The organism is Sulfitobacter sp. SK011 (assembly GCF_003352065.1).
In the GTDB taxonomy this organism is placed as follows: domain Bacteria; phylum Pseudomonadota; class Alphaproteobacteria; order Rhodobacterales; family Rhodobacteraceae; genus Sulfitobacter.
This window is the reverse complement of sequence record NZ_CP025803.1, coordinates 1,905,247-1,925,906: the sequence shown is the minus strand read 5'-3', so window position 1 is coordinate 1,925,906 and position 20,660 is coordinate 1,905,247. Positions and strand designations below refer to the sequence as shown.

24 protein-coding genes are annotated in these 20,660 nt (G+C 56.4%); 10 read left to right on the top strand and 14 right to left on the bottom strand.

The window, feature by feature from the left end:
• Positions 1-49 precede the first annotated feature (49 nt).
• The 7 genes from C1J02_RS09475 to aat all read left to right on the top strand — a co-directional run bounded on the left by C1J02_RS09475 (position 50) and on the right by aat (position 6,626).
• Complete coding sequence (locus tag C1J02_RS09475) at positions 50-1,078, top strand: branched-chain amino acid ABC transporter permease (RefSeq protein ID WP_114878355.1); 1,029 nt, start codon at positions 50-52, stop codon at positions 1,076-1,078.
• A gap of 3 nt (positions 1,079-1,081) precedes the next feature.
• Positions 1,082-2,290 (top strand): branched-chain amino acid ABC transporter permease, encoded by a 1,209-nt coding sequence (locus tag C1J02_RS09470; protein WP_114878354.1) that lies wholly within the window; start codon positions 1,082-1,084, stop codon positions 2,288-2,290.
• Positions 2,291-2,303: 13 nt separating this feature from the next.
• A complete protein-coding gene (locus C1J02_RS09465; RefSeq protein WP_114880488.1) occupies positions 2,304-3,068 on the top strand; it encodes an ABC transporter ATP-binding protein in 765 nt (254 codons plus the stop codon).
• 52 nt (positions 3,069-3,120) lie between these two features.
• Positions 3,121-3,873, top strand: coding sequence for an ABC transporter ATP-binding protein (locus C1J02_RS09460; RefSeq protein WP_114878353.1), 753 nt, complete (start codon positions 3,121-3,123; stop codon positions 3,871-3,873).
• A gap of 244 nt (positions 3,874-4,117) precedes the next feature.
• Positions 4,118-4,621, top strand: coding sequence for an acetyl-CoA carboxylase biotin carboxyl carrier protein (gene accB / locus C1J02_RS09455; RefSeq protein ID WP_114880487.1), 504 nt, complete (start codon positions 4,118-4,120; stop codon positions 4,619-4,621).
• A 10-nt stretch (positions 4,622-4,631) separates the two neighbouring features.
• Entirely contained in the window at positions 4,632-5,984 is a 1,353-nt protein-coding gene (accC, locus tag C1J02_RS09450; protein WP_114878352.1) for an acetyl-CoA carboxylase biotin carboxylase subunit, read from the top strand.
• A 6-nt stretch (positions 5,985-5,990) separates the two neighbouring features.
• Entirely contained in the window at positions 5,991-6,626 is a 636-nt protein-coding gene (gene aat / locus C1J02_RS09445; RefSeq protein WP_114878351.1) for a leucyl/phenylalanyl-tRNA--protein transferase, read from the top strand.
• On the opposite strand, the gene C1J02_RS09440 is transcribed toward aat, so the two are convergent.
• Both C1J02_RS09440 and C1J02_RS09435 read right to left on the bottom strand, forming a co-directional pair.
• Positions 6,590-6,946, bottom strand: coding sequence for a DUF2155 domain-containing protein (locus C1J02_RS09440; RefSeq protein WP_368073781.1), 357 nt, complete (start codon positions 6,944-6,946; stop codon positions 6,590-6,592). The genes aat and C1J02_RS09440 overlap by 37 nt on opposite strands.
• 51 nt (positions 6,947-6,997) lie before the next feature.
• Positions 6,998-7,381, bottom strand: coding sequence for an NADH:ubiquinone oxidoreductase subunit NDUFA12 (locus C1J02_RS09435; protein ID WP_114878350.1), 384 nt, complete (start codon positions 7,379-7,381; stop codon positions 6,998-7,000).
• A 175-nt stretch (positions 7,382-7,556) separates the two neighbouring features.
• Between C1J02_RS09435 and C1J02_RS09430 the strand changes: the two genes are divergently transcribed.
• Positions 7,557-9,353 (top strand): FkbM family methyltransferase, encoded by a 1,797-nt coding sequence (locus tag C1J02_RS09430; RefSeq protein WP_114878349.1) that lies wholly within the window; start codon positions 7,557-7,559, stop codon positions 9,351-9,353.
• On the opposite strand, the gene C1J02_RS09425 is transcribed toward C1J02_RS09430, so the two are convergent.
• The 12 genes from C1J02_RS09425 to C1J02_RS09370 form a co-directional block, all read right to left on the bottom strand.
• Entirely contained in the window at positions 9,346-9,702 is a 357-nt protein-coding gene (locus C1J02_RS09425; RefSeq protein WP_114878348.1) for a RidA family protein, read from the bottom strand. The genes C1J02_RS09430 and C1J02_RS09425 overlap by 8 nt on opposite strands.
• 44 nt (positions 9,703-9,746) lie before the next feature.
• Positions 9,747-11,012, bottom strand: coding sequence for an ATP-dependent Clp protease ATP-binding subunit ClpX (clpX, locus tag C1J02_RS09420; protein ID WP_114878347.1), 1,266 nt, complete (start codon positions 11,010-11,012; stop codon positions 9,747-9,749).
• 132 nt (positions 11,013-11,144) lie between these two features.
• The gene (locus C1J02_RS09415) at positions 11,145-11,801 is read right to left on the bottom strand and encodes an ATP-dependent Clp protease proteolytic subunit (protein ID WP_114878346.1); all 657 of its coding nucleotides are present in this window, start codon (positions 11,799-11,801) and stop codon (positions 11,145-11,147) included.
• A 132-nt stretch (positions 11,802-11,933) separates the two neighbouring features.
• Complete coding sequence (locus C1J02_RS09410) at positions 11,934-12,965, bottom strand: c-type cytochrome (RefSeq protein WP_114878345.1); 1,032 nt, start codon at positions 12,963-12,965, stop codon at positions 11,934-11,936.
• Positions 12,949-14,205, bottom strand: a complete 1,257-nt coding sequence (gene soxC / locus C1J02_RS09405) for a sulfite dehydrogenase (RefSeq protein WP_114878344.1) — start codon at positions 14,203-14,205, stop codon at positions 12,949-12,951. The genes C1J02_RS09410 and soxC overlap by 17 nt, the downstream gene beginning before the upstream one ends.
• Positions 14,206-14,281: 76 nt before the next feature.
• Positions 14,282-15,982, bottom strand: a complete 1,701-nt coding sequence (gene soxB, locus C1J02_RS09400; RefSeq protein ID WP_114878343.1) for a thiosulfohydrolase SoxB — start codon at positions 15,980-15,982, stop codon at positions 14,282-14,284.
• 89 nt (positions 15,983-16,071) lie between these two features.
• Positions 16,072-16,926, bottom strand: a complete 855-nt coding sequence (soxA, locus tag C1J02_RS09395; protein ID WP_114878342.1) for a sulfur oxidation c-type cytochrome SoxA — start codon at positions 16,924-16,926, stop codon at positions 16,072-16,074.
• Between the two features lie 44 nt (positions 16,927-16,970).
• Entirely contained in the window at positions 16,971-17,300 is a 330-nt protein-coding gene (gene soxZ / locus C1J02_RS09390; RefSeq protein ID WP_114878341.1) for a thiosulfate oxidation carrier complex protein SoxZ, read from the bottom strand.
• 34 nt (positions 17,301-17,334) lie between these two features.
• Entirely contained in the window at positions 17,335-17,754 is a 420-nt protein-coding gene (gene soxY, locus C1J02_RS09385) for a thiosulfate oxidation carrier protein SoxY (protein ID WP_114878340.1), read from the bottom strand.
• Positions 17,755-17,791: 37 nt separating this feature from the next.
• Positions 17,792-18,262 carry a sulfur oxidation c-type cytochrome SoxX gene (gene soxX, locus C1J02_RS09380; protein WP_254693283.1) on the bottom strand — a complete coding sequence of 157 codons (471 nt, stop codon included), beginning with the start codon at positions 18,260-18,262 and terminating at the stop codon, positions 17,792-17,794.
• 130 nt (positions 18,263-18,392) lie between these two features.
• Positions 18,393-18,968, bottom strand: coding sequence for a thioredoxin family protein (locus tag C1J02_RS09375; protein ID WP_254693254.1), 576 nt, complete (start codon positions 18,966-18,968; stop codon positions 18,393-18,395).
• 17 nt (positions 18,969-18,985) lie between these two features.
• Positions 18,986-19,723 (bottom strand): cytochrome c biogenesis CcdA family protein, encoded by a 738-nt coding sequence (locus C1J02_RS09370; protein ID WP_114878337.1) that lies wholly within the window; start codon positions 19,721-19,723, stop codon positions 18,986-18,988.
• A gap of 83 nt (positions 19,724-19,806) precedes the next feature.
• Here C1J02_RS09370 and C1J02_RS09365 point away from each other — a divergent pair, with 83 nt between their 5' ends.
• Together C1J02_RS09365 and C1J02_RS09360 are read left to right on the top strand one after the other, a co-directional pair.
• Complete coding sequence (locus tag C1J02_RS09365; protein ID WP_114878336.1) at positions 19,807-20,166, top strand: hypothetical protein; 360 nt, start codon at positions 19,807-19,809, stop codon at positions 20,164-20,166.
• Positions 20,163-20,657 carry a heme-binding protein gene (locus C1J02_RS09360; RefSeq protein WP_114878335.1) on the top strand — a complete coding sequence of 165 codons (495 nt, stop codon included), beginning with the start codon at positions 20,163-20,165 and terminating at the stop codon, positions 20,655-20,657. Before C1J02_RS09365 ends, C1J02_RS09360 begins: the two co-directional genes overlap by 4 nt.
• The last annotated feature ends 3 nt before the right edge of the window (positions 20,658-20,660 follow it).

The window sequence follows — 20,660 nt, the reverse complement described above, 5'->3', positions numbered from 1 at the left end:
TGCTTGGGTGTTGGCCCGGCACGACTTCTTAATCCAATCGGTGGGGACCATGGACGCAATTCTTCTTCAAATTCTCAACGGCCTCGATAAGGGATCCGCATATGCGTTGATCGCCCTTGGCCTGACACTTATCTTTGGCACGCTTGGGGTGGTCAATTTCGCCCACGGTGCCTTGTTCATGATCGGGGCATTCTGTTCCGTTACCTTGCAGAAAATCCTGACACTCAGCACCGAAACGGTGAGTGAGACTGCGAAGGATTTTCTCGGAAACCCCCTGAAAGTTAAAACGCCCTATGTCGAAAGCTGGTTTGGCCCAGAGGTGGGTGCCAGCATCATCGACTGGTCCGTTCCGCTGGCCATTTTGTTTGCGATTCCTGTGATGCTCGCCATCGGTTTCATCATGGAGCGCGGGCTGATCAAACATTTCTACAAGCGCCCCCACGCCGATCAGATCCTTGTGACCTTCGGGTTGGCGATCGTTCTGCAGGAAGTGATCAAATATTTCTATGGGGCCAACCCGATCCCGACACCTGCACCTTCCGCATTTGTCGGCAGCTTTGACTTCGGGCCGATGCTGGGGCTCGACACCTCGCTGGCCTATCCGTACTGGCGTCTGGTCTATTTTGGTTTTTCCACGTTGATCATCGGTGCCGTCTTCGCCTTTTTGCAATTCACCACGTTTGGCATGGTTGTACGTGCCGGCATGGCGGACCGCGAAACCGTGGGACTGCTGGGCATCGACATTGATAAGCGGTTTACCTTTATGTTCGGCATCGCCGCTGCGGTCGCGGGTCTGGCGGGCGTCATGTACGCGCCCATCAACTCACCCAATTATCACATGGGTATGGACTTTCTGGTCCTCAGCTTCGTTGTGGTTGTTGTGGGTGGCATGGGCTCTTTGCCCGGCGCGGTGCTGGCGGGCTTCATGCTTGGCATTCTGGAAAGCCTCGCATCCCTGACCGAAGTAAAAGCCGTCATCCCCGGCATCGACCAGATCATCATTTATGTGGTCGCCATTATCATCTTGCTGACACGTCCCCGTGGCCTGATGGGCCGCAAAGGTGTGATGGAGGAATAGAACATGTTTGGACTAGAAAAACGCGATACCCGCCTGCTGATCGTTGTCGCCGTTATGGCGCTAGCGGCCCCTTTTCTGCTGAACCCCTTTCCGACAGCATCGGCGATGGCACAATTCAACGCTGGCTATCCCGACCTGATGCAGCGCTTTGTGATCTTCGGCATTCTTGCGATTGGCTTTAACCTGCTCTTTGGGCTCACAGGCTACCTCAGCTTCGGTCACGCCGCCTTCCTGGGTGTGGGGTCTTACTCAGCCGTTTGGATGTTCAAGCTTCTGGGATACAACATCATCCCCGGCATCTTTCTTTCCATCGTTGTTTCGGGCATCTTCGCGCTGGCGATCGGATACATATCCTTGCGGCGCTCTGGGATCTATTTTTCAATCCTCACCCTTGCTTTCGCTCAGATGCTGTTCGCCATCGCCTATTCCGACCTGATCGGACGCTTTTTTGGCACGCCGATTACCAATGGCGAAACCGGCTTGCAGGTCTATACCTCTGACCCGCAGTATTTCCACAATGATGCGCTGCCCAATATTCCGCATTTGTTCGGGCAGGAGATGCAATCAACCTACACGATGAATGTCGGGGGCTGGAGCTTTGATTTCTCTACCGGCTATTACCTCTGCGCAATCATCATGCTCTTGGCCTTTTACCTCGCCATCCGCATCTTCCGATCGCCTTTTGGGATGATGCTGCGCGCGGTGAAATCGAACCAGCAGCGGATGAACTACACAGGGCTGAACACGCGGCCCTACACGCTCGCAGCATTTGTAATCTCGGGCATGTATGCCGGTCTTGCGGGGGGGTTGCTGGCCTCAATGGACCCGCTTGCCGGGGCCGAACGGATGCAATGGACCGCCTCGGGCGAGGTTGTGCTGATGACCATCCTTGGCGGTGCTGGCACGTTGATCGGACCTGTCCTTGGTGCCGGTTTCATCAAGTACTTCGAAAACATCTTTGCCAAGATCAACGACAACGTGTTGCACAGCTGGTTTTCATTCATGCCCGACGGGCTTGAGGATTTCATGGTGTTTATCATCCACCCGTTTGTGGGCAAAGGCTGGCACCTGACGCTTGGTCTGATGTTCATGCTGGTTGTGATCTTCCTGCCCGGTGGGCTTGTCGAAGGGGGCCAACGCATCGGCCGCCTGCTGAAACGCAAAAAACCATCGGATGACACCGCCGATGGCAAAACAACCCCCGCAGAATAAGGAGCAACCGCAGATGGCCATTCTTGAGGTTAAAAACGTCGGCAAACGCTTTGGGGGTCTTCAGGCCTTGGGCGATGTCAATCTGAACATCGAAGAAAACACTGTTCACGCGATTATCGGCCCCAACGGGGCTGGCAAATCGACACTGCTGAATTGTCTTGTCGGCAAGCTGATCCCGGACACGGGGTCGGTCATGTTCGACGGTCAATCGGTCCTGGGCCGCAAGCCCTATGAGATCAACCAGATGGGCATTTCACGGGTCTTTCAGACGCCTGAGATTTTTGGCGATCTGACGGTCCTGGAAAACATGCTGATCCCCTGCTTTGCCAAACGTGATGGCGCGTTTCGGATGCATGCGATCGAAAGCGTGATGAACGAAAAAGAGATATACGACAAAGCGATGCACATGCTTGAAGAGATGAAACTGGTCGAGAAACGCGACATGCATTCGGCCTCCATGTCACGTGGTGACAAAAGGCGGCTTGAGATTGCGATGTGTCTGGCGCAGGACCCGCGCCTGTTGCTGCTGGATGAACCCACCGCTGGTATGGCGCGCGCAGACACCAACAACACCATTGATCTGCTCAAACAGATCAAAGAGGAACGCGACATTACCATCGCGATTATCGAACACGACATGCATGTGGTGTTCTCGCTGGCCGAACGCATCACCGTGCTCGCCCAGGGCACCCCGCTGGTTGAAGACACACCCGACAAGATCAAAGGCCACCCCAAAGTGCGTGAAGCGTATCTGGGCGAGAGCCAAGACGCGGCCTGAACGAGGGTGGACGGCGCGTCCACCTTACGACACATCCGCAAAAGGAATAGACATGACAACCCAAACCATTGAACGCAACGCCAATCATGCCGCCACGGCCCCCGCATTTCTGTCTGTCTGGGACCTGCACGCCTATTACGGCGAAAGCTATATCGTGCAAGGCGTCAGCTTTAACGTACACGAGGGCGAAATTCTGGCGTTATTGGGCCGAAACGGCGCGGGCAAAACATCTACCCTGCGCGCCATCGCCCGGTTGGACAGTCCCGAAGCGCGCAAAGGCGAAATCTGGCTTGACCACCAACCGCTGCACAATATGGCCAGCCATCAGGCCTCAGCTGCCGGTATCGCGCTGGTACCCGAAGATCGCCGCATCATCGCCGGCCTGACCGTTGAAGAAAACCTGAAACTGGCGCAAATCGCGCCGCCCATCGGCTGGTCACTTGAGCGGATATACGACCTTTTTCCCCGTCTCGGTGAACGCAAATCCCAGGAAGGCATCACATTGTCCGGGGGCGAACAGCAAATGCTCGCCATCGCCCGGGCCCTGGCGCGCGACATCAAAGTGTTGCTGCTGGATGAACCCTACGAAGGGCTGGCCCCGGTGATCGTGGACGAGATCGAAAAGACGCTTTCGCTGATCAAGGATCAGGGCATCACCACGATCCTGGTCGAACAAAACGCGGTGCGGGCGCTGAAACTGGCCGACCGCGCGGTGATCCTTGATACCGGGGGCATCGTCTTTGACGGCACCGCTGCCGAAGTGCTGGAAAACGCCGAACTGCGGGCCGAATATCTCGCGATCTGATCCGCCCTTTTTCCATTCACCCTTTCTTAAATACCGAAACCAGAGCGTCCAGCGGGCGCATCTGGTTTCGGTTTGATGCCAAACCTGGCAACGCGGCCCTGGAAAATTTCCGATTTTCCATCCCGGACAGGGCGTAGATATACCAACATAACTGGCGGCTTTCCTTGGCACCGCCCATGTCTTATAAGCATGGGAAATGGCAGAGCATATACCAACAATGCCAACCCAACCGGTTGAGGAAAACATGACAAAAAATACCCATGATTCAGATGTCGCTTTTATTCGGGCACTGGCCGAATTGCTGAACGAAAACGACCTGACAGAGTTGCAGGTCAAGCGTGACTATGCAGAAGACGACAGTCTGAACGTGCGCGTCAGCCGCAAACCTCCACAACAAATCATGGCACCGCAGCAGATGCACGCGGCACCAGCGCCGACACCTCAACCTCATGCGCCCTCAGTATCCCCTGCCCCCGCAGCCGGTAACGATGGCCCAGCAGACCCCGCAGATCACCCCGGTGCCGTGACCTCACCCATGGTTGGGACGGTCTATATGCAGGGCGAACCGGGCGCGCCTGCCTTCATCTCGGTTGGTGCAACTGTCGCCGAAGGCGACACATTGCTGATCGTTGAGGCGATGAAGACCATGAACCACATCCCCGCCCCCCGCTCAGGCACGGTCAAGCGCATCATCGTGGGTGATGGCGATGCGGTCGAATTCGGTGCGCCGCTTGTGATCCTCGAATAGGGCGCTGACAATGTTCAACAAAATCCTTGTCGCAAACCGGGGCGAGATTGCCCTGCGCGTCATCCGCGCCGCCCGTGAAATGGGCGTCAAATCGGTCGCTGTGCATTCAACGGCGGACAGTGACGCGATGCATGTGCGGATGGCGGACGAATCTGTTTGCATCGGCCCGCCATCAAGCCAGCAATCCTATCTTTCGATCCCAGCCATCATCGCCGCCTGCGAGATCACAGGTGCCGAGGCGATCCACCCCGGATATGGTTTTCTGTCAGAGAACGCCGGTTTCGTGCAGGTGATCGAGGATCATGGCCTTACCTTTATTGGCCCCACAGCAGAACACATTCGCATCATGGGCGACAAGATCACCGCCAAGGATACGATGAAAAAGCTCGGCGTGCCCTGCGTTCCGGGATCAGAGGGCGGCGTGGCCACCCTTGACGAGGCCAAGAAGCTGGGTGCCGAAATCGGGTATCCGGTGATCATCAAAGCCACCGCCGGCGGTGGCGGCAAAGGCATGAAAGTTGCCCAGACCGCCAAGGATATGGAACGCGCCTTTCAGACCGCGCGTGCGGAAGGCAAATCAAACTTTGGCAACGACGAAGTCTATATTGAGAAATATCTGACCACGCCGCGGCACATTGAAATTCAGGTCTTTGGCGATGGCAAAGGCCGCGCTGTGCATTTGGGCGAACGCGATTGTTCGCTGCAACGCCGCCACCAGAAAGTGTTTGAAGAGGCCCCCGGCCCCGCGATCAGCGCCGAAGAACGCGCACGGATTGGCAAGGTCTGTGCCGATGCGATGGCGGATATCAGTTATATCGGCGCTGGCACCATCGAGTTTCTCTATGAGAACGGCGAATTCTATTTCATCGAAATGAACACCCGGTTGCAGGTCGAACACCCCGTGACCGAAGGCATTTTTGGCGTCGATCTGGTGCGCGAGCAGATCCGCGTCGCGTCTGGCTTGCCGATGGAATTCACACAAGAAAACCTCAAAATCAACGGTCATGCCATCGAAGTGCGGCTGAACGCTGAGAAACTGCCAAATTTCCGCCCCTCACCCGGTCGGATCAGCCAGTATCATGCCCCCGGAGGTCTGGGCGTGCGGATGGATTCCGCCTTGTATGACGGCTATTCGATCCCTCCCTATTACGACAGCCTGATTGGCAAACTGATCGTTCATGGCCGTGACCGCCCCGAAGCCCTCGCCCGGTTGGGACGCGCCCTGGGCGAGTTGATCATTGATGGCGTCGATACCACGATTCCGCTGTTTCGCGCCTTGCTGGAAGAAGAAGCGGTGCAAACCGGCGCTTACAACATCCACTGGTTGGAACATTGGCTGGAAACCAACCTCGGCGAAGCCTGATCTGCAATGGCCGAGCTGACGCCGGAACTGTTGTTGCACGGCTATTCCATTGGAATCTTTCCAATGGCCGAACACCGGGACGATCCGGAGATTTTCTGGGTCGATCCACGCCGCCGCGGGGTGATGCCGCTTGATGGCTTTCATTTGTCGCGTTCTTTAATCAAAGACATGCGGCGGACGGCGTTCACCACCAGTATCGATCAGGATTTCGCGGGCGTCGTTGCGGGATGCGCAGACCGCACCGACACTTGGATCAACGAAGAAATATCGAAAATATACAGTGCGCTACATGACAAGGGTCATGCACATTCGGTTGAGATTTGGGACGGTGAAATGCTTGTTGGCGGTGTTTACGGGGTCACATTGGGCACTGCGTTTTTCGGGGAAAGCATGTTTTCACGGCGCACAAACGCCTCAAAAATGGCACTGGCGGTATTGGTGGACCGTTTACTTCGCGCGGGCTTTACACTGTTTGATACGCAGTTTCTGACCGAGCATCTGGCGTCGCTGGGTGCAGTTGAGATTACCAAAGCGGCCTATCATGCAGAACTGGACCGGGCCAAATCAGGGCATGCGCAGTTTGCAGCCCCGCCGCCGACGACGATTTATGATGTCGTACAGCGCATGACCCACACATCGTAGCGTTGATGCTCCATCGCGGAAAGCGCTGGCGAGGATGCGATCATCCAACCGGAAAAAACCGTCCCGGACTTACCTCTTTCAGATATTTCCAGGGCGGCATAGGCGTTGCCGGCCGGGTTGCCAGCCGGATAACGGCAATCAGACATCACAATCTGCAAGGTGCCAAGGGTCGCGGATTGACCTGAGATCATCTCGATATCTGTGGTCTGGCCGGATGTCTTGTCCAGTGCGCGCAGCACCCCACCCGGTGCCGACGTCACTTGTTGCGCCGCGAGTGGGGACGCAAGCAAAGGCAGCAATATCAAAGACTTCCACATCATGCAGTTCCAATTTGACATCAATTGTGCACTCTAAAGGGGCAAAGCCCGGTCTTATTCCGGGCTCCAGGCCTCATAATCGGAACGGTCCGCTGGATTTGCCTGACGGATCGACCCGGCGGGCGCATAGGCCAGCGCAGTCCCGGTCAGGTTCTCCACATGGGGTTTTTCCCACTTCTTATGGGTCAAAGGCTTGTCTGTGGGCGTCTCATTCCATGTGTGGTGCAGCCAGCCGTGCCAATCGGGGTTCACCCGGCTTGCTTCCATTTCACCGTTAAAGATAACCCACCGCCTGCTGTCGTCTGCATTGCGGTAATAGATATTGCCTTGATCATCCTCGCCCACCTTGGTGCCCTTGCGCCAGGTGAAAAGCTGGGTGTTCAACGTTTGGCCATCCCACCACGTGAGCGCCCTGAAAACTGATTTGAGAATGCCCATTGGTGGTCTCCGCTCTTGCTGATTTTCTTATGCACCATGGCGCGCGCGGCGTCCAGCCTGCGCCGATGTGTTGCAGCAAAGACTCCCCTCTTCAAAAGTCAGCAGCGGTTCGCGGTCAAAGCTCTTGGCCTGTTCACCCGGCCCCCCTAGTGTTTCCAAAACGGAGACAGTCCTCATGGCAGCCAAGACCAAACCCAAAACAAAGGTAAAAACCACGGCCAAAAAGGCGGCTCACGTCGCAGAATGCCATGGGGTCAAGGTACCCGACAGCCCCATGATCACGCCAGGACGCGTCGAGCGGATCAATGCGGCACGCTATGAAGGTCAGGAAATTGCGGGTGCATTGGAAGTCATTCGTGCCGGTGATCATGTGCTGGAACTGGGCGCGGGATTGGGTCTGGTCGGTGCGATTGCCGCCAAAAACGGCAAGCCAGCCAAAGTGCTGTCGTTTGAGGCGAACCCAAACCTGATCGAACATATCAATGCGCTTTATCGCCTTAATGGCCTTACCAAAAAGATCGAGGTACGCAATCAGGTGCTGATGAGCGCGCCGGATGCGCCCGACACGATGGCGTTTCACATCCGCAATTCCTTTCTTGGGTCCTCGCTGATTGACGCGGAAGGCAAGTCCACCACCCGTGTTGATGTGCCCACAGCCGATTACGCCAAGATTCACGCCGATTTCAAACCCGATGTTCTTTTGATGGACATTGAAGGGGGCGAACTGGACTTCCTGCGTCATGCATCGCTGGATGGTGTGCGCGCCATTGTGATTGAATTCCACCCCAATGCATACGGAAGGGAGGGGATACAGGAATGCAAATCCATCCTTCAGGCGGCAGGATTTACCAAAGTAAACAGCCACAGCACAAGACTTGTCTGGACCTGCACCTATGATCCCAGCCTGCAGCCTCCTGTCCCCGACAGCGGTTGGGCGACGGAAAAACAGACGTTGGAAAATGCGATTATCGTGCCGCCGAGCGAACAGGATTTCGTGCAAAATGCGGGTGTGTTGAACGCTGATGGGTCTTATTGCAGTTCCGGGGCGCTCTGGCGCAATGGGCGCGTGCTGACGGTGGTGCCGAAAATGCCAAAGGGTGATCTGGCAACGCGAAAAGGCACCTGGCTTTGGGGCGGGTTGCTGTGGATGCACTTTGGTCACTTTCTGGTCGAAAGCACTGCACGGCTCTGGGCACTTGATGCGCTGGATGAACCGATTGAAGGCATTCTTTTTGCCCCCAAACGTCCACGCAACGGCGGCGAAGTGCACACGTTCCAACATGAATTTGTAAAATTAATGGGTTCTGACGTGCCCGTTGTCTGCCTTGACGCGCCAACGCGCGTTGAACGCCTGATAGTGCCGGGTCAGGGGTTTGGGCTGGGGACAATGATCGACGGGACGCAACAGTTCCGCGATGCCATTGCCCGAAATTTCGCCAAGGATATCAAAGCGAAAGGCCCAAAGAAGATCTATATCAGCCGCAGCAGCCTGCCTGCCCGGCGTGGCAGTCTGATTGGCGAAGCGGAGCTTGAAGCCGAGTTGGCCAAACAGGGATACACCATATTCCACCCCCAACAGCACGACCTGAGCACCCAGATCGCCACCTACAAGGCCGCGCAACAGATCATCGCCGCCGAAGGCTCTGCGCTGCATCTTTTGGCGATGGTGGCAGAGGCAAAACAGGAAGTGGCAATCATTGTGCGCCGCCCGTCAGGGGCGACCCGGCAATTGGAAAGGCACTTGAAAACCTTCGCTGGCATCACACCTCTTACGCTTAACCGGTTGACCCGCTCCTGGAAACCCACAGGTCCGGCACGATCGCGGCTCTGGATGGGGGAGTTGGACATGCCCGCATTGCAAAAGGATCTGGCTGATGCAGGATTTATCACGTCCAGCCGATCCAAATGGAAATCACTGAACCGGGATGATGTCAGTGCCCGTTTGGGTGAAAAGTTTGAAGAAGTCAGCTAGGCAGCAGTGCTGTGACTTCGATCTCGATCCGGTATTTCGGGTTGATCGTCCCGCATTCGATCATTGTGGCCGCCGGAGGATTTTCGCCAAAAACCTCTGACAGGATTGGCCAGCAAGGTTCAAATTCGGTCCGATCCGGCAATATATATGTAACCCGCACCACATGCGCAAAATCGGTGCCTGCTTGTTCCAGTGCGGCCTTGATCGTCGCCAATGCCGAACGACATTGCGCCACCACGTCATGCCCCTGCCCGACGGTTCCCGCAACATGGACCCAGCCGCCTGCGACAACGGCCCGGCAATAACCGACTTTGGCCTCAAATTCGCCACCCGATGAGATGCGTTTCATAGGCTCACTCTGCAATAGATCGAACGTTTCCAAAAAACGGCCGGCTACCCCGCCGAGGCCGGCTCTTTTTCAGCATCTGCATGGATCATCAGAGGTGCCGCATCTGACATCACGGCCTCTTCGTTCACGACCACTTCGGTCACGCTGTCCAATCCGGGCAGATCGAACATTGTGTTCAACAGGATGTCCTCAAGGATCGACCGCAAGCCACGGGCACCTGTTTTCCGTTCAATAGCGCGTTTGGCAATCGCTACCAGCGCATCATCGGTAAAGGTCAATGTCGTGTCTTCGAGTTCAAACAAACGCTGGTATTGTTTGACCAGTGCATTTTTGGGCTGCGTCAGGATCGTGACAAGCGCGTCTTCATCCAGATCCTCAAGCGTTGCCAAAACCGGCAAACGGCCCACGAATTCCGGGATAAGACCAAATTTCAACAGATCTTCTGGTTCCAGATCGGTGAAAATTTCGCCCACGCCGCGCGCGTCCTTGTCGCGGACATCGGCACCAAAGCCCATCGCCGATCCTTTGCCCCGTGCGGCAATGATACGGTCAAGGCCTGCAAAGGCCCCGCCACAGATGAACAGGATGTTGGTGGTGTCGACCTGCAAGAATTCCTGCTGTGGATGCTTGCGCCCGCCCTGGGGTGGCACGGATGCAACCGTGCCTTCCATCAACTTCAACAGCGCCTGCTGCACGCCCTCGCCCGATACGTCACGGGTGATCGACGGGTTCTCAGACTTGCGGGTGATCTTATCCACTTCGTCGATATAGACGATGCCGCGCTGTGCGCGCTCAACATTGTATTCGGACGATTGCAACAGTTTAAGGATAATGTTTTCAACGTCTTCGCCCACATAACCCGCTTCGGTCAATGTGGTTGCATCGGCCATGGTGAACGGCACATCCAGGATCCGTGCTAGCGTCTGAGCCAGCAATGTCTTGCCGCAGCCCGTCGGACCGATCAGCAGGATGTTGGATTTCGCCAGCTCGATATCCCCGCCCTTTTGCGCGTGATTGAGGCGTTTATAGTGGTTGTGCACCGCCACCGAGAGCACCTTTTTCGCATTGGCCTGACCGATCACATAATCGTCGAGCACATCGCAAATGTCCTTGGGTGTCGGGACGCCGTCGGTCGATTTGAGGCCAGATGCCTTGGTTTCCTCGCGGATGATGTCCATGCACAATTCGACGCATTCATCACAGATGAACACGGTCGGCCCCGCAATCAGCTTGCGCACCTCATGCTGGCTCTTTCCGCAAAAGCTGCAGTAGAGGGTATTTTTGCTGTCGCCGCCGGAAGAATTCGCCATTTTAACCCTTTCAGGTCATCGTTTCGAGTGCGCCCAAATCAGGGCCTTGCGATTTGGCCCCAACCCTAGGCCAGTGCCCCCGGCGCTACAATCGCAAAATCGTCAGTTGCGAGACAGCGCCGGGATCAAATCTTATTTACCCTTCTTGCCCTTTTCCGGGGCGTCAGGGTCATCCGCCTTGCCACGGCTTTCCACAATCTCGTCGATCAGGCCCCAATCTTTGGCCTCTTGGGGAGACATGAAATTGTCGCGCTCAAGCGCTTCTTCAACTTTCTTCAGAGTCTGACCCGTATGCTTAACGTAGATCTCATTCAACCGCGTTTTCAGCTTTTGAGTTTCCTGCGCGTGGATCATGATATCGGTCGCCTGTCCCTGATATCCGCCCGACGGCTGGTGCACCATCACGCGGGAATTCGGCAACGAGAATCGCATGTCTTTTTGCCCGGCAGTCAGCAGCAAAGACCCCATCGAGGCCGCCTGCCCGATCACCAGCGTGCTGACCTTGGGTTTGATGTATTGCATCGTGTCATAGATCGACAGACCAGAGGTCACAACGCCACCGGGGCTGTTGATATACATGGATATTTCCTTGGACGGGTTTTCCGCCTCAAGGTGGAGCAGCTGCGCCACGACCAGCGTGGCCATACCGTCCTGCACCGGACCTGAGATAAAAATAATCCGCTCTTTGAGCAGTCGCGAAAAGATGTCGTAGGCGCGTTCGCCACGGCTGGTTTGTTCAACCACCATGGGGACGAGCGTGTTCATATAGGTGTCGATAGGATCGTTCATGTATGCCTGCCTGATTTGCCGTTCGCAGGACCATACCCGCAAAACTCTTACCCAGAGATTAGTCTCGGGGGATTAGGGGTTCAAGGGGGGGCGTGGGATCAACCCCTGCTAGAACGACATTATCGGGGGCGCTTACGGGGTGGTCGATTTCAGATAGGCAATCACAGCAGCAACTTCCGCTTCCTTTCTGAGCCCGGCAAAAGACATCTTTGTGCCCTTCATATAATCCTTGGGTTTTGTCAGAAACGCCGACAATTCGGTTTCGGTCCAGACCAATCCGCTTTCCGATGCTGCCTGCAGTGCTTTGGAATATTTAAAACCGTCTATGGCCCCCGCCTTGCCGTCCACAATCCCTGTCAGGATCGGACCAACACGGTTCTTGGCACCCTCGCCAACCTGATGGCAGGCTTTGCATTTCTTGAACACCTTCTCACCTTCTTCAATGAGCGCGGGATCACCTGTTTCCGGCGTGGCCACAGCCTCTTGCGGGGTCTCTGGTGCAGTGACGCCGGTTTCGACCATTTCCGCCGCCTTTGCAGCGGTTTCTTCTGGCGTCACATCCAACACGGCCGCCCGCATGGTGATTTCAACGCTGTCCTTGCAGTTTTCCATGCAGGGTTCACCGGTGAAAACAGCCATTTCTGTCTCCGGTCGATCATCGGGTTTGAAGGCGTCTTCATTCGGCAGACGGGTCTGCACAAAATTCTCTGAGGACAGCTCAAAATCATCATCGACTTCGTCATTAAGATACAAAAGATACGCGGTGATCGCATAGACCTCGTCGGCCTCAAGCGACTGCGCCTCGCCAAAGGGCATGGCCCGGTTCACGTAATCATAAACCGTTGAAAGATAGGGCCAATAACTGCCGATGGTCTTGACCGGGCGGCTGTCTGTCAGGCTGTCCTGACCGCCCGCAAGCACCGGCCAACGACCTGCACCTTCCCCGAAAACGCCATGACAGACCGCGCATTTGGCGGCGAATATCTTGTCGCCCTGTTCGACGGTGCCGCTGCCGGCCGGCAGGCCCACACCATCGGGCCGCACGTCAATGTCCCAGACTGCAATCTCGTCTTCGCTGACCGTCTGCCCCAAACCCAGCGGCTCTGCCACAGCGGGTCCGGCAAAAAGCGCGGCAACACATACGCCTTTAAGAAATCTCAACATTTTCCGCCCTCCCGTCTGCATCCACGGCCCAGGTCTGTATCCCGTTGTTATGATAGATCGAATTCACCCCGCGTACCGCCCGCAACGCGTCCTTTGTGGGCTGCACATAGCCGGTGCTGTCATGGGCACGGCTTTGCAGCAGCAAGGGCGATCCGTCCCAGTCAAATTCATAGTAAAACCGATGCATGGACTTCATCAGGCTTGGCCCGTCCATCCGGGCCTGATGCCAGTTCATGCCGCCATCAATGGTGACATCCACACGTGGAATCGTGCCACGGCCAGACCACGCCACACCGGTCAGCACGGTTGGCCCCGGCCCATGGGTGATCGGTGCTTGCGGGCTGGGGTTGGTGATGACGGACTTTGCGTCCATTTCCCAGGTAAAGCGCCGCGCCACGCCGTCTTCCAACAGATCGGTGTATTTGCTGGTCTCTTCGCGGTGATGCCAGGGCTGATCGCCCACCTCGATGCGGCGCAACCATTTGATCCACATGTTGCCTTCCCAGCCCGGCACAACCAGCCGCACAGGATAGCCTTGTTCGGCGCGCAACGCCTCGCCATTCATCTTGAAAGCGACCAGACAATCGTCCAGCGCCTTTTCCATCGGGATCGAACGGGTCATCGCCGCCGCATCTGCGCCTTCAACCAAAAGCCATTTACCAGAAGGCTTTACGCCCGCTTCTTCAAGTAAAAGGCGCAAGGGAATCCCGGTGTACATTACATTGTGGATCATGCCATGGGTGAACTGACAGCCGTTCAACTGCGCGCCGCGCCACTCCATCCCGGAATTGGCCGCACATTCCAGAAAGTACACGTGATTTTCGCGGGGAAACCGTTTGAGGTCTTCCATTGTGAACACCAAGGGCTTGTCGACAAGACCGTGGATCATCAGACGGTGAATCGCCGGATCAACCCGCGCCACGCCGCCGTGATGACGCTCAAAGCACAGGCCATTTGGTGTGATGATCCCGTCGAGATCGTGCAGCGGGGTAAAGTTGATCGACGACACCGGATCGGCGGTCAACCATTCGACGCTGCGCCGTTTGACATCCTTTTCATACTCGGACGGCATGCCATAAGGTGCGACGTCCACACCATCGCCCAGCTCCTGCATCCACGGCTGCACCGCAATGGCCGGATCCTTGGCCGAGGCCGCAGTTGCCAGCCCCGCCCCCGTTGCCGCGGCCCCGGTCAGAAACGCCCGCCTGCTAGGCTTTTTGCCTTTGAATGAAAATGTCATGGTGGCTTCCCCACATATCTACAAATTCAACTTATTGAATTTATCGGGCTCTGAGAACCCCCAAATTCAGATAAATTCAGTCTGGCAGCACAACATCAACCGGCGTCCGTGCGCCCGTACCTACTGTCCCCAGCTTGCTGATGTGGCTTTCGACCACGTCCCAAATCGGCGGGCCTTCTGTGCTCTCATTGACGCTGGCCCATCCTGCCACGACATAGCTGCGCGCGGGGTCAATCGCCTCACCTGACGACAACAGGGTCATTTCGCTGACCCGCTCGCCCTGAGGTTTGGCGATATCCATCTTAAAGCCCATGCCACCAACCCGCACCATGTCACCGCCTTGCTGGTAATACGGATCAGGATTGAACAGGTTGTCGCCCACATCTTCCAACACCACTTTCAGGAATTCACCTGTCATTTCAGTGCGGTAGGCATTTGGATAGGTCATGGCAGTGACGTTGAAAATATCCTCGCGGGTGATGTCCTGCCCCGGCAGGATCGACGGCCCCCAGCGCACACCGGGCGACAGCGCAATTTCCGCATCGCGCTCCGACAGCAGTGCATCGCAAATCAGATCGTCCCAAGTGCCGTTGAAATTGCCGCGGCGGTACAAAAGCGCATCGGATTTGCCAACCACATGGGTGAGGTCATCCAGGAACGGCGCGCGTTGCGCATCGATCAACGCGGTCACGGCAGGGTCAGGCGTGATGAGATCGCTGAAGATCGGGATCAACTTGTGCTTGATGCCCATCATCTTGCCGTCGCGCACGTCCAGATCGACGCGCGATACGAATTTGCCATTGGATCCTGAGGCGATGATATGGGTCTGCCCAACCAGCACAGGTTCGGGCAGCGCGTCATGGGTATGGCCCGACAGGATCACGTCTATGCCTGTGACGATCCCGGCCATTTTCTTGTCCACATCAAAGCCATTGTGGCTGAGACACACCACCAATTCCGCGCCTGCTGCGCGGACCTCATCCACCATTTCCTGCATATGTTCATCGCGGATGCCGAACGAGTATTCCGGGAACATCCAACCCGGATTGGCGATGGGCATGTAGGGGAACGCTTGACCTATTACAGCAATTTTAACACCACCGCGTTCAAAAAACTCGTATGGCTTGAACAATTCCGATGGTTCATCCCATTCGGCGTCAAAGATGTTTTGACCAAGTGCTGCAAAGGGCAACCCTTCGACGATCTCTTGAACACGCTCTGATCCGAGGGTGAATTCCCAGTGGAATGTCATCGCATCAGGCTTCAATGCATTCATCACATTAACCATGTCCTGCCCTTGGGTCTTGAGACAGGTCATTGATCCGTGCCACGTGTCGCCGCCATCAAGCAGCAGCGCATCGGGCCGGTCTGCCCGAATGGCATTCAAAACGGTCGCGACCCGGTCAAGGCCGCCCACTTTGCCATAGGCCTGCGCATGGGTCACAAAATCATCGTATGTCAGTGCGTAATCCATCGGTGTGCCACCGCCGACACCGTAGCGCACGCGAAAATCCTCGCCGGTCAGGTGGGGCACTTTGCCCCTGTTGTCGCCCACCCCAATGTTCACGGAAGGCTCGCGGAAATAGATCGGTTTGAGTTGTCCGTGAATGTCGGTGACATGCATCAATGTCACGTTGCCGAAGGTTTCAAATTCCAGCAGCGCATCCTGATCAAAGCGGTCCTGAGCGGCCAGTCGCGCCCAATTGCCAAAGCCAGAGCCGCCGTAAATTGAGGCCGCAGCCATGGACATTTGCAAAAAATCACGACGCGACAACATTGATCAGGCTCCGTTCATTGGGTGCAAGGGACTGAACCGACCCCAAGAATTCGGGGTCAGTATCATGTCTGTATTACGTCGGTATGGCTTTAGTTGCGGACGGAAGGTGCCTCTACCGACAGACCGTTGCCACGGCTCGCCACATAAAGTTCAAGCGCAATAAATTCGGCGCTGCCGGGATTGAAGGTCTCGGCCCGCGTATCGCGGATGCAGCCTTTGAACCGGGAATGCGAACCGTTCAACTTGGTATTCTTCAGACGGTACACCGGAAAGCCGTTGATCTGACCTTGGCTCAGGTGATCCGCGCGGATCATGTTGCCGTAGTTATCTTCGTGGCAATTCGCGCAGGACAGCTCAAGCTGGCCGTAGCGGGTGTAATACATCTCTTTGCCCTGCTCCCACGTGCTTTGGGCCGGGCCGTCGATGGCCACATTCACCGGCATGCCGCGCGATTGCACCGAAATCAGCGCCTCCATCGAGATGATGTCGGTCTTATCGTATTTCCAAGGCTCCGCACCCATCTGATTTTCGCGGCAATCATTGATCTGCATCGCCAGGGTGCGGACTTCTTCGGCACCCTCGTTCCACTTGGGATAGGTCGCGCGCACGCCCTTCATGCTGGTGGCAATGTCTTCGTGGCATGAAGAGCAGGATTTGCCTTCGGACCCTTCGACGGCGTTCCAGGATTCAATCGCCTGATCAACAAAAATCATGCCGGGGTTGTCGAAATCATCCATTTGCAGGACCTGGGTTTCATCCGACCGGAAACGCCAGCCTGACAACACCTCATCGCCCAGCACACCCTCAAGATGGGCGGGGGCCGGAACCTTGGTCATGATCTCGATTTCATCGTTGATGACCAGTTCCGCTTCCTCATCCGCAAAGCCTGCCATTGGCACGGCGACCAGAAGTGCTGCGACCGCTGTCATAGCCTTGAATTTCATAGCGTTTCCTCCCTGTTCCATACGTCGTCAAAAACCCTTGAGGATCATTCAATCGCGATGGATTTTGTTTCTTCGTAGACGCTTCCGTCGTCGTCGTACCATGTGAATTTGAACTCGCCTGCCTCTGGCACGGTTGCGTCAAATTCAAAGTATGGGTTGGTCGACATGGCCGGTTCCATCGTCACGTCGATGATGTTCTGGCCGTTGAAATCGCAGGTAAACCGGTTGATGATCGACCGTGGAATGAGGTTGCCATCGTCGTCTTTGCGCTGACCTGATTCCATCGGGTGACTGATCAAGGTCTTGATCGTCACCACATCCCCAGCCGCTGCCTTTTTCGGGACTTTGACGCGGGGTGTTACACCTTCTGCCATGTTTTAATTCTCCTCGATGAGGGGACGCGCGGGTTTAACCGCCGCAGCCCCCGATTGTGACTTTGACCTCGGCGCTGGTGCGGGCAAATGTGCCGTCTTCCAGTTTGGCGATGGCGACGACATCCTGACTTTTGGCCAGACGGATGCGGGTAGAGGCCGCACGCTTGCCGGCCAATGGGCCAAAGTTGAAAGTGCCTGCTGGCGGTGTCGGATTACCGGTGGCCAAAAGCATGATTGCGCTTGCGCCCGGTGCTTCGACCTCGATCGGGACAGTGTTGCCGTTCTCGGCGATCTCTGGTGCTGTCAATGTGACGCCGGTGTCTGCCATTTCAGCGCCACCAGTGAATTCAGCGATCAGTTCATCCACCGTCGCGGCAGATGCCCCCATTGGCAGGGTGATCAGTGCAATTGCGCCCAGTCCCAACCCCAGTGTTTCACGTCTTGAGAAATCCATCGTTCTCTCCTTTATCCTGAAAAGGCGCAATTGCGCTCTAGTCCTTGAGCGTGGCAAGGAATGCCACGACATCCTCAATCATCTGCGCATCCAGCAACGGCGGCAGCGGTTCGGATGCTGCATCACCGGTAAAGGCGTCGCCGGGCCGGATGTATCCGACGGTTTTGTAGTATGACGGCATCATCGTGCCCTCAAAGGTCATTTTGGAATTCGCAACGATGCCGCGCAATTCTGCTTCGGTCCAGCGGTCCCCGGCCCCATCCAGCGGCGGGCCAATTTCACCCTGAAACGCGATATCGGACAGCGCACCAACCTGATGGCAGGCCACGCAGTTGCCTTGTTTCTTGTCACCAACAATTGCCGCGCCATTTGCGGCATCCCCTGCCACGCCGGACAGCGACACCTCGACAGCGCCGGCATCGTCAAATGCCACATCTGTGGGCGCGACCATCTCTGCCGCCGCCATGCCAGCACTTGTCGCGAATGCTGCCGCTACGATCCATTTCATCATTGCAATCGTCTCCTCCCGAGTTCGACCACATCTGCGTGTGATCTTTGTTGTCTCACCCTAAGTCAGCGCGGCCCAAAAGCGCAAGAACAAATTCAAATATATGAATGGCTATTGCCTGAGCCGCCACTCAGTCCGTGGTACCATCGTCACGTTCCTTTATCATGCGGGCATGGTAGCGCTGAAAATCTTCATCCCCGTCAAGGGCATAGCGTTTCTCGTTGACCCAGGTGAACATATCAAGCGTTGTCCCTCTGCTGAACGCACCGGGCATCACCGCCACCGCCGCACGGGGGGCTGTCGCATCTTCTGGCACCTCTTCGGGCATGAACATCAACGTGGGCGTAAACAGAATCCCCCATTTGCGCGCCATGTCTTTTTCTCTCAACGTCTCGCCGTCAAAATCAGTCACTTCGATGTCGCCATGCAGGTTCAGTTGCACGACAAAATAATTATCCGTGATGTAATCCGCGACAACCGGCTGTGGGTACACCTCTTCGTGCATCTTGGAGCAATAGACACAGCCGCGCTGTTCAAACATCAGCAGCAAGCGCTTGCCCTCGCCATTGGCCTCGTCCAAATCCTCGCGCAGATCCTTGAATGTGTCGCGCATCCACGGCGCTTTGTGCAGGCCATCGTCGCCCAGTTCAGCCGCCCAGAGCGGTAGCGCGATCAGCATGGCAGAAATGAAAGCTAGAAGTCTCATGGCAGTCTCCTTTTTTATCAACCTAGTGAGGTGAAGGCAGGGAACCAGCGGATCATTGCATCCGCAATCAGGCGTACCCCCCCTGTGACGATCAGAAGCGCGAACAAGATCAGCATTGCGCCCATGATCTTTTCCACGCGGACGACCAGCGCACGGTTACGCGCGGCCCAATTCAGAAACGGTTTGGCAAAAACCGCAGCAACAATGAACGGCGCGGTCATGCCAAGCCCGTATACCAGCAAAAGCAAACCGCCGCGCCAGATTTCGCCCATGCCCGATGCGATCATCAGGATCGCGCCCAGGGCCGGACCGACGCAGGGTGTCCAGCCAAAGCCAAAAGCGAGGCCCATCACATAAGCCCCCCAGATGGACGTCGGTGCGCCACCCGCCTCCAGCCGCGCCTCACGGTAGAGCAGCGGCACTTTGATCACCCCCAGAAAATGCAGGCCAAAGACCACCAAAATCGCTGCCGCCACCCATGACAGCGGATCAAGATATTGCGCAAATACCTGACCCAATGCTGTGGCCCCCATGCCCAGCATCACAAATATACTGCTGACCCCAAGCGCAAACAACATCGACGACGCGATCAGCCTGCGCTGTGCGCCCGGGGCAATCTGTCCGTCGCCGCGCAGCTCAGAAACGCTTAACCCGCCCATATAAGACAGGTAAAACGGCACCATCGGCAGGATACAGGGGGTGAAAAAGCTTAGCAGTCCCGCCAGTATCGCCCCTGCATAGCTGATGTCGAACATTGCCTTGGGCTTTCCTGAGCTTGATCAATTCACATATTCAAATTACGTTGAGTGTTATACATTCGTCAATCAGGCTTGCTGACATGCCCCCGCTTTTTGCCTTTTTCGTCGCGGCCCTGACCGCCCTGCCCGTCTGGGCAGTCGAACTGGTGATGGTTGATCAGCCCGGCTGTGTCTATTGCGCGCGGTGGGAGGCCGAAATTGGCCCGATCTATCCAAAAACCTCTGAGGGGCGCTTTGCCCCGCTGCGCCGGGTCAATATCAGAGACGTGCAAGAAGACGTTGATCTGAAACGTCGGGTGGTGTTCACGCCGACGTTTCTGGTTGTCGAAGACGGGGCCGAACTGATCCGCCTCGAAGGATATCCGGGAATGGATTTCTTTTGGCCCTTACTGGACGAAATTCTGCGCGAAACCACGGATTATATTGGAGAGACGCCATGAAGACCCTCGCGATTACGCTTTGCCTTACCGCATCAACTGCCCTTGCCGGGGCCGATGATGCCTTTGTCGAATACCGAAGCCTCAAGCCGGAATTTGCGCTGCAAATGGCGCAGGCCGCGATGGACAGCTGTCAGGAACAGGGATTTCAGGTTGGCGTCACGGTGGTGGACCGGATGGGCGTGCCGCAGGTGTTCCTGCGCCATCGCTTTGCGGGTGCCCATGTCTATGAAACATCCCGCCGCAAAGCGTGGACCGCCGTAAGTTTCCGCACCAACACCACCGATCTGGCCGCCACCACCCAGGCCGGGATGCCCGCCTCTGGCATCCGCCACCTAAGCGAGGCCCTGCCGCTGGGCGGGGGATTGATGGTGCAGGACGGGGATGGTGCGACGGTCGCCGGGATCGGGGTCAGCGGCGCGCCGGGCGGTGACGCAGATGACGTTTGTGCGCAAGCCGGGATTGATGCTATTGCCGATGACATTGCATTCTAGGAC